Source organism: Acidovorax sp. KKS102 (assembly GCF_000302535.1).
GTDB lineage: Bacteria > Pseudomonadota > Gammaproteobacteria > Burkholderiales > Burkholderiaceae_C > Acidovorax.
In genome coordinates, this window is record NC_018708.1 from 5,183,619 (window position 1) to 5,196,935 (window position 13,317).

The following is a 13,317-nucleotide window of genomic DNA, read 5'->3' on the forward strand; positions in this document are numbered from 1 at the left end:
CGGACCGTGCATCGCCTGCTCAAAAGACCCTTGCTCGCGCACAAGCCTCGGATAGCATCGAACCCATGTCTTCTCTCGCCCTCACACTGCTTTACCTGCTGGCCGCGGTGCTGGGCGTGGTGACCTGTCGCAGCCTCAAGCTGCCGCCCATGCTGGGCTACCTGGCGGCCGGGGTGCTCATCGGGCCGCATGCGCTGGCGCTGGCGCAGAACTCCGAAGGCGTGCGCCACCTGGGCGAGTTCGGGGTGGTGTTCCTGATGTTTGCCATCGGGCTGGAGTTCAGCCTGCCCAAGCTGCGCGCCATGCGCAAGCAGGTGTTTGGCCTGGGGCTGATGCAGGTGGTGCTGACGATGGCCGTGGTGTCTGGCCTGGCGCTGGTGCTGTCGCGCTGGGCGGGCGGGGTGTGGGATATGGGCTGGCAGACGGCGCTGGCGCTGTCGGGCGTGATGGCGATGAGCAGCACGGCCATTGTGGTCAAGCTCATGGCAGAGCGGGCCGAGCTGGAGAGCGAACACGGCCGGCGGGTGATGGGCATCCTGCTGTTCCAGGATCTGGCCGTGGTGCCGCTGCTGGTGCTGATTCCGGCGCTGGGGTCGTCGCCCGACCAGTTGCTGACTTCGCTGGGCTGGGCGCTGATCAAGGCCACGGTGCTGGTGGGCCTGCTGCTCACCGGCGGGCAGCGGCTGATGCGCTGGTGGCTCACGCTGGTCGCGCGGCGCAAGAGCGACGAACTGTTCATGCTGAACCTGCTGCTGATCACACTGGGCCTGGCCTGGCTGACCGAGCTGGCGGGCCTGAGCCTGGCACTGGGCGCCTTCATTGCGGGCGTGCTGGTGTCCGAGACCGAGTATCGCCACCAGGTGGGCACGGACATCAGGCCCTTTCACGATGTGCTGCTGGGCCTGTTCTTCATCACCATCGGCATGATGCTGGACTGGCACATCCTGGTGGACCGCTGGGCGCTGGTGTTGATGCTGCTCACGGTGCCGCTGGTGCTCAAGCTGGGGATCATCCTGGTGCTGGCGCGGGGCATGGGCGCGACCACCGGTGTGGCGCTGCGCACCGGGCTGTACCTGGCGCAGGCGGGCGAGTTCGGCTTTGTGCTGCTGTCGCTCACGCAGAACAACGGGCTGGTGCAGCCAGCGCTGATGAACCCCATCCTCGCGGCCATGGTGCTGTCGATGCTGGCCACGCCCTTCCTCATCATGTACAGCAACCGCATCGTGATGAAGCTGGTGGCCAGCGACTGGCTGCAGCAGTCGCTGCAGATGACATCGATTGCGCGCAAGTCCATCAACACCAGCAAGCACGTGATCATCTGCGGCTACGGCCGCTGCGGGCAGAACCTGGCGCGCATGCTGGAGCACGAGGGCATCCCCTACATGGCGCTGGACCTGGACCCGGACCGCGTGCGCCAGGCCGCCGCCGCCGGTGATTCGGTGGTGTATGGCGACGCGACCCGCCTGCAGGCGCTGATGGCCTCCGGCCTGGTGCGCGCCAGCGCCGTGGCTGTGACCTACATCGACGTGCCCGCCGCGCTGAAGGTGCTGGCCAATGCCCGCTCGCACGCGCCGCAGGTGCCGGTGGTGGTGCGCACACAGGACGACCTGTACCTGGACAAGCTGCAGGAGGCCGGCGCGACCGAGGTGGTGCCCGAAGCCATCGAGGGCTCGCTCATGCTCGCCAGCCACGCCCTGGCCCTGGTAGGCGTGCCCATGCGCCGCGTGCTGCGGCTGGTGCAGGACCAGCGTGATGCGCGCTACAACCTGCTGCGCGGCTACTTCCACGGCGCGGACGACGACACGGTGAACGAGCGCGACCAGGAGCGCCTGTCCACCATCAACCTGCCCCCCGGCTCCACGGCCCTCGGCCGCAGCCTGGGTCAGCTGGCGCTGCCGGCCATGGGCGTGCGCGTGGTCAACCTGCGGCGAGGCAACGGCCATGTGAGCGCAGCGGTGGACGAGGCCTTGCTGGCCGAAGGCGACACGCTGGTGCTGTCGGGCCACCCGGCTGCACTGGCGCTCGCAGAAGACAAGCTGCTGAAAGGCTGACCAGCTGACCAGCCTGGGGCACGCCGCCGGCAACTCAGCGGGTGGCTAGGCACCCCATTTGAATGAAATCGGCCTGTAGCGCTAGTGCAATATGCGCAAATAGCTACACATTTGATAGCAAACTACAGCAACTCCGCAGGCCCAGGCCGCCCGAACAGGTAGCCCTGGAACTGGCGGCAGCCGTTGCGCAGCAAGAACGCACGCTGCCCTTCGGTCTCCACCCCCTCGGCCACCACGTCCAGGCCCAGGCTGCGGGCCAGCGTGATGATGGTGCAGGCGATGGTGGCGTCGTTGGGGTCAGTGAGCACGTCGCGCACAAAGCTCTGGTCGATCTTGAGCTGGTCCAGCGGCAGGCGCTTGAGGTAGCTGAGCGATGAATAACCTGTGCCAAAGTCGTCCAGCGAAAAGCCCACCCCCAGCGTGCGCAGCGCCTGCATCTTGAGGATGCTGTCCTCCACGTCGTGCAGCAGCAGGCTTTCAGTCAGTTCAAGCTTGAGCAGACGCGGGTTGGCGGCCGCATCGCGCAGCGCGGCCAGCACCTGCTCCACAAAATCGGGCTGGCGGAACTCCTGCGCACTCACGTTGACGGCCAGCGTCCACGCAGCCGTTGCCGGGGCGGTAGCCCACTGGGCCAGCTGGCGGCAGGCTATGGCCAGCACCTGGCGGCCCAGGGGCAGGATGAGCCCAGTCTGCTCGGCCAGCGGGATGAAGTCGGCGGGCGAGACCATGCCGCGCTGCGGGTGTTGCCACCGTACCAGCGCCTCGGCTCCCAGCAGGTGGCCGGTGGCGTCCACCACCGGTTGGTAGTGCAACAGAAACTCGTTGCGCGCCAGGCCCTGGCGGATATCGCCCTCCAGTGCCGAGCGCGCCGACGCAGCGGCCTGCATGGCGGGGTCAAAAAAGCACAGGGTGTTGCGCCCCTGCGCCTTGGCCTGGTACATGGCCAGGTCGGCGCGCTTGAGCAGCTCCTGCACAGGCTGCTGCGCATCCTGGAACAGCGCGATGCCAATGCTGGGCGTACTGTGCATGTCGCAGCCGTCCACCACATAGGGCTGGTTCAGCGCCACCAGAACCTTCTGCCCCACGGCTTCGGCCTCGGCGGCGGCTTCGACCTCCTGACTGTGGAGGCCTTGCACCACGACCACAAACTCGTCACCACCCAGCCGCGCCACGGTGTCAGTGGCCCGCACACAGGCCCCGATGCGCGCGGCCACCTGCACCAGCAGGCGGTCGCCCCATTCGTGGCCCATGGTGTCGTTGATGCCCTTGAAGTTGTCCAGGTCCAGGAACAGCAGCGCGCCGTGGCGACCCTCGCGCTGGGTGGTAGCCACCGCGCGCTCCAGCCGGTCCATCAGCAGTCGCCGGTTGGGCAGGCCGGTGAGTTCGTCGTAGAACGCCAGGCGCTGGATCTCGGCCTCGGCCAGCTTGCGCTCGGTGATGTCGCGCGCCACGCCCCGGTAGCCGGTGAAGCGCCCCTCTTCGTCAAAAATGGGCTCGCCGCTGATCGACACCCATACGGGTTTGCCGTCCTGGGACAGGCGCTGCATCTCGAAGTCGTGAAAGACCTGGTGCGCCTCCAGCTGCTTGCGGTGTTCACGCCATTGCCCCTCGGTGACGAAGGTGTCGGGCAGCTCCCAGCGGGTCAGGCCGTAGTGCATCTCATCGGGCACGCCCTCCGTGTGGTATGGGTTGCCGTCCAGCCGCACAAAGCGGAACTGGTCGTCCTGCTCCCAATACCAGTCGGACGACAGGTCCGTCAGGCTGCGCCAGCGCGCCTCGCTCTGGCGCAGCGCCTCCAGCGTGCTCAGGTAGTCGGTGACATCGGTGAACGTGCGCACGCGCCCGCCGGGCTCCAGGGCGCGGGTGCGCACCTCGATGTAGCGGCCTTTGGGCGTGCGCCGCACATAGCTGTCAGGCAGGGGCATCCGGTTGCCATGGGCCGCATACTCCGAGGCCACATAGTTGCGCGCCATGGGCTCGATGAGCTGGAAATTGGGACCGAAGTCGCCCCGCTCGGTCTGAAAGCGCACGACCTCTTCCACCAGCGGCTGCTGGGCCAGCAGACTCTCGGGCAGGTCCAGCAGCTCCAGGTAGCGCTGGTTGTAGACGCGGATGCGCCCCTCGGCGTCCACGTTGGTGATGCCCTGGGAGATGTTGTCCAGCGTGCCTTCAAGGGCGCGGGTCTTCTCGGCCAGCAGGGCGCTGGTGCGGGCCAGTTCGGCCTCCACATGGCTGCGGGCCAGCTCGGCGCGGCGGGCGGTCTCCAGCTGGCCGATCGTGCTCAGCAGAGGCTGCAGAAACTGCACGTCGGCGTTGGAGTACCCGCTGCTGCGGTTGGCCAGGCCCACCATGGCCACCAGCTCGCCTGCGGCGTGGATGGGCAGGCCCAGGTAGGTGCGCAGCGTGGGGTGGCCGGGCGGCGTGCCTGCGCTGCGCGGGTCGTGGTTGGCATCGTTGCTGATCACGGGCTCGCCCGACACCAGGGCCGCGCCCACCAGCGAATGCAGATTGTCGAACACCATGCCGTCCTCGGCATGCTGGGCGTAGCGCTGGCGCGAGGCCTCGTCCCAGCTGATGTCGGTCATCGCGTGCACGCGCAGGTAGGGGTGCCCGTCATCGGCCCGCTGCACCTGGCCGACCAGGCCGAACGCGCTCTGGGTCAGCGTCATCAACTCGCCCAGCAGCGCCTCGAACGCCGCCCGGGGACCCGAGCTGGCAATGAACATGCCCTGGGCCCGCGAGATGGCCTGCAGCAGCCGGTGCTGGCGCGCCAGCATGGCCTCGGCGGCGCGGCGGGCACGGGCGCTGGAGGTGCGCTCCAGCACGGCTTCGATCTGTGCGGGCAGGGTGAGCAGGTAGTCCAGCGCCGGGTCCTGCACGGTGAAGTCGTCAAAGCCGTGCCGCATGGCCTGCGCCGCGTGGGTCTCCGCCCCCATGCGCACGATGATGATGGCCGGAACGCCGTCGAGCAGCTGCAGCAGGTCAAAGGCCGAGCCGTCCATGGTGCGCTGGGCCGCCAGCACGATATCGGGCCGGTGGCGCAGCAGATATTCGCGCGCCTCGGTGATGGACTCCACCACGTCCACGCGCCAGCCCGACCAGGGGTCGGCCAGCGCCCCCGCCACGGCCTGTGCGTGGGGGTGATCACTCTCGATCAGCAGGACGGAGATGGGCATGGGCCGATCGTCGTGGGGGTTGGGGCACCGCCCGCCACAGGCGGCGCGCAGTTTGTAACGCCAGTGAAACACATTATGGCGTCTGGTGCAGGCACGCGCGGGAACGGCCGGGCTGTTTACACTCTCGCACTTTCCGAGCCCCGCGCCACCGGCCAGCGCCGGGCGCGCGCCCAGGCGCTGGCCCCGTCCGGGCCGCCTCACCGTCATCACTCCCACACCCGCCATGCAGCCCCTCAGCGTCAACCAGTACCTCCGCCAGCACATCCGCACCGTCCCCGACTGGCCCGCGCCCGGCGTGCAGTTCCGCGACATCACGCCGCTGCTGCAGGACCCGAAAGTGTTCCGCGTGCTGATTGACGCGTTTGTGCACCGCTACATGGACAAGGCGCTGCGCCCCGATGTGGTGGCAGGCCTGGACGCGCGGGGCTTCATCCTGGGGGCCGTGGTGGCCTATGAGCTGAACGTGGGTTTTGTGCCCATCCGCAAGAAAGGCAAGCTGCCCTTCACCACGGTGGAAGAGACCTATGAACTGGAGTACGGCAGCGCCACGGTGGAGCTGCACACCGACGCCGTGAAGGCCGGCGACCGCGTGCTGCTGATCGATGACCTGATCGCCACCGGCGGCACCATGATGGCCGGCAAAAAGCTGCTGGAGAAACTGGGGGCCACCGTCACCGAAGGCGCTGCCATTGTCGATTTGCCCGAGCTGGGCGGATCACAGCGCCTGCGCGATGCGGGCCTGCCGCTGTACACCCTGGTGGACTTTGCAGGGCACTGACCCGAGGGCCTTGGCACGGGCGCACGGCCCGCTCAGGGCGTGCACCACATGACCTTTGGTGACCTTGGGCTCAGTTGAGTTCGCCGTACTGCGTGCTGCTGAGGTCGGGAGCGGGGCCGTCAGCACCGGGCATTTCGGTGTCTTCAAAACCCGTGGGCTGGGACGGGGGCAGCAGCGGGCCTGAACGCACGGGTACACCCGGCTTGGCGGCCGCGGCAGTGGCCGCTGACGACCCTGCCGCGTTCGCCAGCGCGCGCTTGAACGCGGCCACCTCGTCGGCCTCAATGGGTTCAAAGCGGGTAGAAGAGGGCTGCCGCGCTGCGGCCAGCGGTGCGGGTGCAGACACGAGGGGCGCGGGGGCCGACACCGCGCCGAGCGGGCGGCGCGCAGCCAGCGGGGCCGCTGCCGGCGCCAAAGGAGCTGGAGCCACCGGTGCGGGTGCAGCCACGGCGGGGCGTGCACCTGCCAAGGGGGCGGGCGATGGGGCCAGGGGTGCCGGGGCCGTCGCCGCAACAGGTGGGCGGCGCACCGCTGTGGAAGCCGCTTGCAGTGGCAACGCAGCGCCTTGCGGTGCCACGCCCTTTTGCGGAATACCCACCGCCACATGGTCGTTGATGCGCCAGTACACGGCTGTCACCAGGATGTCGTAGCGGGTTTTGGCGGTCTGGGCGATGAGGGCCTCGATCTCGCTCAGGCGCACCGTCTCGCCGCCGTATTCGCGGGCCAGGTCCATCATCACCAGGAACTGGCGGCCGCGCTGGTCGAGCGACAGCACCTTGAACTTGTAGCTGGCCGACAGAACGCCCGCGCGCACCATGGCATCGCGCACCACCGTATAGAGCAACTCCCGGCGCTCCATGCGCTCATTCTTGCGGTTGGCGGCGTGCTCGGGCGGCTGGGGCTCCACGAGTGGCTTGCCCTGGCGCCCGGGTTGCAGGGGCACGGTGGCGTCGGCGTTGAACAGGCCGGAGGGCTCGGCCGCTGCGCGGGGCTTGGCGGGAGCGGGTTTACGGCTGAACCAACTGAACAGGGACATGGCTTGCTTTCTTCGGATGGTGCCTGGACAAAATCCAAATCGAGTGTAACGCGCCATCCCCCCGCAGAAGGCGGGAGAAGCCCGAGGAAAACCCCCGACAGGGCCTGCCTGTCAGGTGGCCGCAACGCGGCGGCGGCGGTTGCCCAGGCGCTTGGCCAGCACAGCCCCTGCGGCCATGGCCAGACCCAGGGCAATGGCGGGCTGGCGGTTGGTCAGCTCGGTGAAGCGGATGGCCGTGAGGCTCCACAGCTTGCAGGGTGCGCTGGCCTGCACGGTGGCGCTGCGTGCGCGGTGTGAGAAGAAAGCGCCTTCGCCGACCACCGAGCCTGCGCCCACAATCGCCAGGCGCAGGCGTTCTTTTTCGTCCTGGTAGTGCACGCTCAGGCTGCCGCTTTCGACCAGATACAGTGTGCGGTCCGTGGCGCCCTGGCTGAAGAGCACCTGGCCGGCGGGCAGCACCACCGGCAGCAGGTAGGACGACAGCACCTCCCACTGGGCGGCCGTCAGCGGGTTGGTCATGCTGTCCTCCGCCGTGGTCTGGGCAATGGCGTCGATCAGACCTTTGAGGTCCACCTTGGAGGCAACGGGCATGGGAACATTCATGGTCCGCCGAAAGTAACCCTGTTACAGATCGGACACAAGCGCTGTTTACGTCCGTTTACAAGATAGGGCGACCAACGGTCGTTATTTACCGATACAGAAGCTGGAGAAGATCACGCCCAGCAGGTCATCGGAGGTGAATTCGCCAGTGATGGCGCTCAGCGCGTTCTGCGCCAGCCGCAGCTCCTCGGCCAGCAAGTCCAGCGCCGGGCCCTGGGCCTTCAGCTGGTCGGCGGCCTCCTGCAGGTGGGCAGACACCGCCTGCAGCGCCTGCACATGGCGCGCCCGGGCAATGTAGATGCCCTCGGGCGCCGACTGCCAGCCCGCCACATCCAGCAGCAGCTTCCGCAACCCGTCCAGACCTTGCCCGGTGCGGGCCGAGAGGTGTACCGCCGGGCGCTCAGGGCGGGCTGGGGCGGCCTCACCCGCCGCGCAGTCCAGCTTGTTCCAGACATCGATCACGGGAATGTTTTTGGGCAGTTTTTGCCCCAAGGCGCTTTCGATATCTGCGTCGGCAGCTACATATTCAGGAGCATCCTGCCGTGACAGGTCGTGCAGGAACAGCACGGCGTCCGCTCCGGCAATCTCGTCCCAGGCACGGGCGATGCCGATGCGCTCGACCTCGTCGCTGCTGTCGCGCAGGCCGGCGGTATCGATGATGTGCAGGGGCACCCCCTCGATCTGGATGGTCTGCTGCACCTTGTCGCGCGTGGTGCCCGCGATGGGCGTGACGATGGCCAGCTCGGCCCCCGCCAGCGCATTGAGCAGCGAGCTTTTGCCTGCATTCGGCTGCCCGGCAATCACCACTTTGATGCCCTCGCGCAGCAGGGCGCCCTGGCGTGCGCGCTGCATCACCGAGGCCAGGGTTTGCTGCAGATTCGATAGCTGACCATGCGCATCGGCCTTGCGCAAGAAGTCGATTTCTTCTTCAGGAAAATCGAGCGTGGCCTCCACCAGCATGCGCAGGTGGATGAGCGCGTCGCGCAGGCTGTGGATTTCTGCCGAGAACGCGCCGGTGAGCGAGCGGCTGGCGCTGCGGGCTGCGGCCTCGGTGCTGGCGTCGATCAGGTCGGCAATCGCCTCGGCCTGGGCCAAGTCGATCTTGTCGTTCAGGAAAGCGCGTTCGGTGAACTCGCCGGGCTGGGCCACGCGCAGGCCCGGCAGGCAGGGCTGGCCCGTGGCAGGGTCGGTGGCGGCGCCCGCCTCCAGGCAGCGCGCCAGCAACAACTGCAGCACCACGGGGCCGCCGTGGGCCTGCAGCTCCAGCACATCCTCACCGGTGTAGCTGTGCGGGCCGGGGAAGTACAGCGCCAGCCCCTGGTCGATGGCCTGGCCCTGTACATCCCGAAAGGGCAAGTACGTCGCCTCGCGCGGCTTGAGGGTGCGGCCGCACAGCGCCTGCACCAGCGCCGCCAGCCCTTTGCCCGACACCCGCACGATGCCGACGGCCCCGCGCCCGGGGGCAGTGGCGATGGCAACGATGGGGTCGTGGTGGCGGGCAAGCATGGGCAGGGACTTTACAAGGTGTGACCCGTCCTGAATAGCGTTGACACCCAGGACGGTTAAAAACTCCAGCCGGACTATCCGGCCAATGACGCCCGATGCACTGCATCGGGCGTTTGCATTTTCAGCGACAGATGCGGTCGCTCGCAGTTATAGATGTCGACTGACTGCTCGACCATGCGTCTGGCCTGCCCCAGATCGGCGGGGCGCTGCAGCAAGAACTCACTCTTCAAGATGCCATTGACCCGCTCGGCCAGCGCGTTCTGGTAGCAGTCGTAGCCGTCCGTCATCGAGCAGATCACGCCGTGGCGCTTGTGCAGGGCCTGGTAGTACGTCGCGCAGTACTGGATACCCCTGTCGGAGTGGTGCACCAACTGTCGGCTGCTCTGTCGCCCCGAGAGCGCCATCTTCATGGCCTGCGCCACCTCTTCGGTCTGCAGGCTCTCATGCACGTGCCAGCCGACGATCTTCCTGGAATACGCATCCGTGACCAGGCTCAGATAGACGAACTTGCCGTGTGTGGGCAAGTAGGTGATGTCAGCCACCCAGACCTGCTCGCTGCCGCTGGCGTGGATCTGTTGCGGCCCTACCTTGAGAAGGTTCGGATGGTGCCTGAAGCGGTGGTGACTGTCTGTTGTCTTGTGATACGCCCGCCGGGGTGCCACCAGCAGCCTGGCATTGCGCAGGACGTCGAACATTGCATCGCGGCCCAAGTCGATGCCTCGGCGCTGTAGCGGCTCCTGCAATAAGTGGTGCAGCTTGCGCGTGCCTATGCGTGGTTGGCGCATGCGCTGCTCGCGCACCAACTCCACCACCGTCTGCGCATTCGCCAAGCGATCGGCCTCGCGGCGCCTACCCTGGTAATACGCCTGACGGCTGTGGCCCATATGCTGGCAAGCCCTCTTCACGCTCAACCCTGCGATGAGGTTTTGCGCGAGGACTTGCCCAAAGGCTTTTTTACGATGCGCACCCCATAGTCCTTGCGCAGCACGTCGATGACGGCTTCGAATAGCCTGGCCTTCTCCTGCGCCTGTGCGAGCTGCACCTGCAGCGCCTTGATCTGCTGCTCGGGCGTGAGAGCAACAGTGTTCTTCTTGTCTATCGGCATGGCTGCAGATGATGCCGCAGGACTCCAGCCCAGGCGACCGTGCTTGCGCAGCCAGACCAGAACCGTCGAGCGACCCTGGATGCCGTAGTGCTGCTGCGCCTGTTTGTACGTGAGCTCGCCTTTTTCCACCTGCTCCACCACCGCCAACTTAAAGGCCAGTGTGTAGTCGCGCTGCGTGCGTTTGACACTTGATTCCATGACACATACCCTTTTTGAAAGGTCCTCGTGTCAACGCCAGGCAGGACGGGTCAGTGGGCAGAAAAAAGGCCGCTTGCGCGGCCTTTGAGGGGTCAGTTCGTGGATGTCAGCGTTGCCGCTGCCGGATCACTTGAACTTGGGCAGATTGAACTGCGGTGGCACGCCCATGCGGGTGTTGATGATCCACTGCTGCGCAATCGACAAGATGTTGTTCGTCAGCCAGTACAGCACCAAGCCAGCCGGGAAGAAGAAGAACATCACGCTGAAGATCAGCGGCATGAACCACATCATCTTGGCCTGCATCGGGTCTGGTGGTGCGGGGTTCAGCGCGGTTTGCAGCAACGAGCTGGCGGTCATCAGCAGGGGCAGGATGAAGAACGGGTCCGGCGCGGAGAGGTCGTGGATCCAGCCGATCCAGGGCGCATTGCGCATCTCGACGCTGGACAGCAGCACCCAGTACAGCGCAATGAACACGGGGATCTGGATCATGATGGGGAAGCAGCCACCCATGGGGTTGACCTTTTCCTCGCGGTAGATGCGCATCATCTCCTGCTGCATCTGCTGCGGCTTGTCCTTCAGACGCTCGCGCATCTCCATGATCTTGGGGTTGATGGACTTCATCTTGGCCATGCTGGCGTAGGCCTTGGCATTGAGCCAATAGAAGGCAATCTTGAGCAACAGCACCAGGGCCACGATGGACCAGCCCCAGTTGCCCAGCAGCTTGTGCAGGTTGTCGAGCAGCCAGTACAGCGGCTTGGACAGGATGGTCAGCCAGCCGTAGTCCTTGACCAGTTCCAGGCCGGGGTACAGCTTTTCCATCATGGTCTCGACCTGCGGACCGGCGAAAAGGCGCGCGTCGATGGTCTTGGTGGCGCCCGGCTCGATGGTGCCGAGGGAGGTCAGCATGCCCACCGAGTACAGGTTGGTGTCCACCTTGCGAACGAAGGGCTCGCGCTGCACGCCATCCGCCAGCAGCCAGGCCGTGGCGAAGTAATGCTGGACCATGGCTGCATAGCCATTGGCAGAGTCCTTGGGGATGTCGATCTTGCCGCTTTCGATGTCCTTGAACTCGATCTTCTGGTACTTCTTGGCTTCGGTGTAGACCGCTGGGCCGGTGAAGGTGGAATAGAACGACGACTCGCCTGGCGGCTTGTTGCCGTCGCGCACCAGTTGCAGGTACAGCTGGGGCGACACGGCGGCGCTGCCGGTGTTGACGATGTCGTGCTTGACGGCGATGTCGTAAGCGCCGCGCTTGATGGTCCAGGTCTTGACCAGCTTCACGCCACCTTGGTCCGGCGATTCGAAACGGATGCTGATGGATTCTTCACCGTCCTTGAGCTCACGCGGACCGGGCACGGCCGTCATCGCCGTCTTGTGCGTGGGGAAGGTGCCGCCCACCAGACCCGTCTGCGCCACGTAGACGCGCTGGGCGCTCTCGTCCAGCAACAGGAAGTTGCGCGCCTTGTCGGTCATGTCGGCGTGCTTGAGCAGCTCGGCCTGCGTGAGCGAGCCACCTTCGCTGTCGAATACCAGACGATACAGGTCGGTCTTGACCTCGATGCGCTCACGCTTGGCAGGGGCAGCCGCTGCGGCAGGCTGGCCGGGCACCGCTGCTGCGCCCTGCGCGGCCGCAGTAGCCGTGGGCACGCTGGTGGCTGGCACGCTGGCGGCCCCGGTCGCGCCGGAGGCCGCGCCTGCTGCTGCGGCAGCAGGGGCCGTCACTGCGGGCGTGGTCGGGAAAAAGGTGGCCTTGTTGCCGTTGTGCAGCTGCCACTTGTCCCACAGCAGAACCATGGAAAAGCCAAAAATCACCCACAGGATGGTGCGGCGAATGTCGTTCATGAAGACTTCTTTGGTGAGGATGGGGGAGTGGTGGAAGGGGTGAGCCGGGAGAAAAGCCGCAGGCTGCGCGGCAGATCTTGCGGGACCGGATCATGGCCCCCCTCGCACCAGGGGTGGCAGCGTACCAGCCTGCGCACCGTCAGATAACTGCCTGCTGCGGCGCCGTGCTGCTCCAGCGCCTGCAGCGAATAGACCGAGCAGGTCGGCTCAAAGCGGCAGGCCGAGCCCAGCCAGGGGCTGAGGAACAGCCGGTAGCCTTTGACCACGCCGATCAGCAGGCGCTGCATCATGAGGTGGTCACCGGCTCTGCCACCGGAGGTGCAGGTACAGGCACAGGTGCTGCAACTGCGGCGCCCGCATGCCGGGTGGCGTACCCGAACAGCTGCAGCAGCTCGGCGCGCACCGCCTGCTTGAGCTGGTCGGACGTGGCGCTCAAAAACTGCTTGCGATCAAACGCCGAGCGCAGGCGCACCACATGGGCGGCCTGCGGCAAACGCCCCTCAAACGTGGCGCCCACGGTGTAGATCTGCCGCTTGATGGCGTTGCGCGTCACGGCACGGCGCGCCCAGCGCTTGGGCACCATGGCACCCAGCCAGACGCCAGGAACGACAAACAGGGCCTGCGGCCCTTGCGCGTGCGGCAAGGAGCCGGGCCCTGTGGGTGCAACAGCGGCGGCTTGGCTGGCCATTGCGGTGCTGCTGGCATCCAGTGCCAAACGGTGCAACGCGAAATGTGCCGTGCGGGAGACAGTGCCTCCCGCCATGGCAGCCTGGAACTGCGGCCGGGTTTTTAGCCTGTGCATGCAAGCGCCCCGTTTGGAACCTGGCGGTACAAACCGGGAACAGGCGGGGAGCAGGCCGTAGACCGTAACGGCCTTAGACGGCCAGGCGCTTGCGGCCCTTGGCGCGGCGTGCGTTGATAACGGCACGGCCGCCGCGGGTCTTCATGCGGACGAGGAAACCGTGGGTGCGCGCGCGGCGCGTCTTGGAGGGCTGGTAAGTACGTTTCATGGTGCTATTCCTTGA

11 protein-coding genes are annotated in these 13,317 nt (G+C 66.5%); 2 read left to right on the plus strand and 9 right to left on the minus strand.

Features of this window, described 5'->3' with window-relative positions; genetic code table 11:
- Nucleotides 1–65 precede the first annotated feature (65 nt).
- Nucleotides 66–2,051, plus strand: a complete 1,986-nt coding sequence (locus tag C380_RS23820; protein WP_015016405.1) for a monovalent cation:proton antiporter family protein — start codon at nt 66–68, stop codon at nt 2,049–2,051.
- A gap of 122 nt (nt 2,052–2,173) precedes the next feature.
- Here the strand turns inward: C380_RS23820 and C380_RS23825 are convergent, their stop codons facing one another.
- The gene (locus tag C380_RS23825) at nt 2,174–5,227 is read right to left on the minus strand and encodes an EAL domain-containing protein (RefSeq protein ID WP_015016406.1); all 3,054 of its coding nucleotides are present in this window, start codon (nt 5,225–5,227) and stop codon (nt 2,174–2,176) included.
- Between the two features lie 223 nt (nt 5,228–5,450).
- Here C380_RS23825 and C380_RS23830 point away from each other — a divergent pair, with 223 nt between their 5' ends.
- On the plus strand, nt 5,451–6,005 hold the full coding sequence (locus C380_RS23830) for an adenine phosphoribosyltransferase (RefSeq protein ID WP_043565825.1): 555 nt from the start codon (nt 5,451–5,453) through the stop codon (nt 6,003–6,005).
- 70 nt (nt 6,006–6,075) lie between these two features.
- On the opposite strand, the gene C380_RS23835 is transcribed toward C380_RS23830, so the two are convergent.
- The 8 genes from C380_RS23835 to rpmH all read right to left on the minus strand — a co-directional run bounded on the left by C380_RS23835 (nt 6,076) and on the right by rpmH (nt 13,302).
- On the minus strand, nt 6,076–7,041 hold the full coding sequence (locus C380_RS23835) for a hypothetical protein (RefSeq protein WP_015016408.1): 966 nt from the start codon (nt 7,039–7,041) through the stop codon (nt 6,076–6,078).
- Between the two features lie 111 nt (nt 7,042–7,152).
- Entirely contained in the window at nt 7,153–7,644 is a 492-nt protein-coding gene (locus tag C380_RS23840; RefSeq protein ID WP_043565827.1) for a Crp/Fnr family transcriptional regulator, read from the minus strand.
- An 81-nt stretch (nt 7,645–7,725) separates the two neighbouring features.
- Entirely contained in the window at nt 7,726–9,147 is a 1,422-nt protein-coding gene (mnmE, locus tag C380_RS23845; RefSeq protein ID WP_015016410.1) for a tRNA uridine-5-carboxymethylaminomethyl(34) synthesis GTPase MnmE, read from the minus strand.
- A gap of 74 nt (nt 9,148–9,221) precedes the next feature.
- A protein-coding gene (locus tag C380_RS23850; RefSeq protein WP_369750442.1) for an IS3 family transposase occupies nt 9,222–10,450 on the minus strand; the annotation gives its coding sequence in 2 pieces (ribosomal slippage) (nt 9,222–10,105 and nt 10,105–10,450; 1,230 coding nt in all).
- A gap of 126 nt (nt 10,451–10,576) precedes the next feature.
- Nucleotides 10,577–12,292 (minus strand): membrane protein insertase YidC, encoded by a 1,716-nt coding sequence (gene yidC, locus C380_RS23860; RefSeq protein ID WP_015016411.1) that lies wholly within the window; start codon nt 12,290–12,292, stop codon nt 10,577–10,579.
- Entirely contained in the window at nt 12,289–12,582 is a 294-nt protein-coding gene (yidD, locus tag C380_RS23865; RefSeq protein ID WP_015016412.1) for a membrane protein insertion efficiency factor YidD, read from the minus strand. Before yidD ends, yidC begins: the two co-directional genes overlap by 4 nt.
- Nucleotides 12,579–13,094: a ribonuclease P protein component gene (locus C380_RS23870; protein WP_043565830.1), complete on the minus strand. Its 516-nt coding sequence runs from the start codon at nt 13,092–13,094 to the stop codon at nt 12,579–12,581. Before C380_RS23870 ends, yidD begins: the two co-directional genes overlap by 4 nt.
- Before the next feature lie 73 nt (nt 13,095–13,167).
- Complete coding sequence (gene rpmH / locus C380_RS23875) at nt 13,168–13,302, minus strand: 50S ribosomal protein L34 (RefSeq protein WP_005798102.1); 135 nt, start codon at nt 13,300–13,302, stop codon at nt 13,168–13,170.
- Between the last annotated feature and the right edge of the window lie 15 nt (nt 13,303–13,317).

What these genes read in the sequence shown, in the direction of transcription:
- C380_RS23820 (WP_015016405.1), top strand. Translation starts at nt 66, where the DNA reads ATGTCTTCTCTCGCCCTCACACTGCTTTACCTGCTGGCCGCGGTGCTG.
- C380_RS23825 (WP_015016406.1), bottom strand. Translation starts at nt 5,227, where the DNA reads ATGCCCATCTCCGTCCTGCTGATCGAGAGTGATCACCCCCACGCACAG.
- C380_RS23830 (WP_043565825.1), top strand. Translation starts at nt 5,451, where the DNA reads ATGCAGCCCCTCAGCGTCAACCAGTACCTCCGCCAGCACATCCGCACC.
- C380_RS23835 (WP_015016408.1), bottom strand. Translation starts at nt 7,041, where the DNA reads ATGTCCCTGTTCAGTTGGTTCAGCCGTAAACCCGCTCCCGCCAAGCCC.
- C380_RS23840 (WP_043565827.1), bottom strand. Translation starts at nt 7,644, where the DNA reads ATGAATGTTCCCATGCCCGTTGCCTCCAAGGTGGACCTCAAAGGTCTG.
- mnmE (WP_015016410.1), bottom strand. Translation starts at nt 9,147, where the DNA reads ATGCTTGCCCGCCACCACGACCCCATCGTTGCCATCGCCACTGCCCCC.
- yidC (WP_015016411.1), bottom strand. Translation starts at nt 12,292, where the DNA reads ATGAACGACATTCGCCGCACCATCCTGTGGGTGATTTTTGGCTTTTCC.
- yidD (WP_015016412.1), bottom strand. Translation starts at nt 12,582, where the DNA reads ATGATGCAGCGCCTGCTGATCGGCGTGGTCAAAGGCTACCGGCTGTTC.
- C380_RS23870 (WP_043565830.1), bottom strand. Translation starts at nt 13,094, where the DNA reads ATGCACAGGCTAAAAACCCGGCCGCAGTTCCAGGCTGCCATGGCGGGA.
- rpmH (WP_005798102.1), bottom strand. Translation starts at nt 13,302, where the DNA reads ATGAAACGTACTTACCAGCCCTCCAAGACGCGCCGCGCGCGCACCCAC.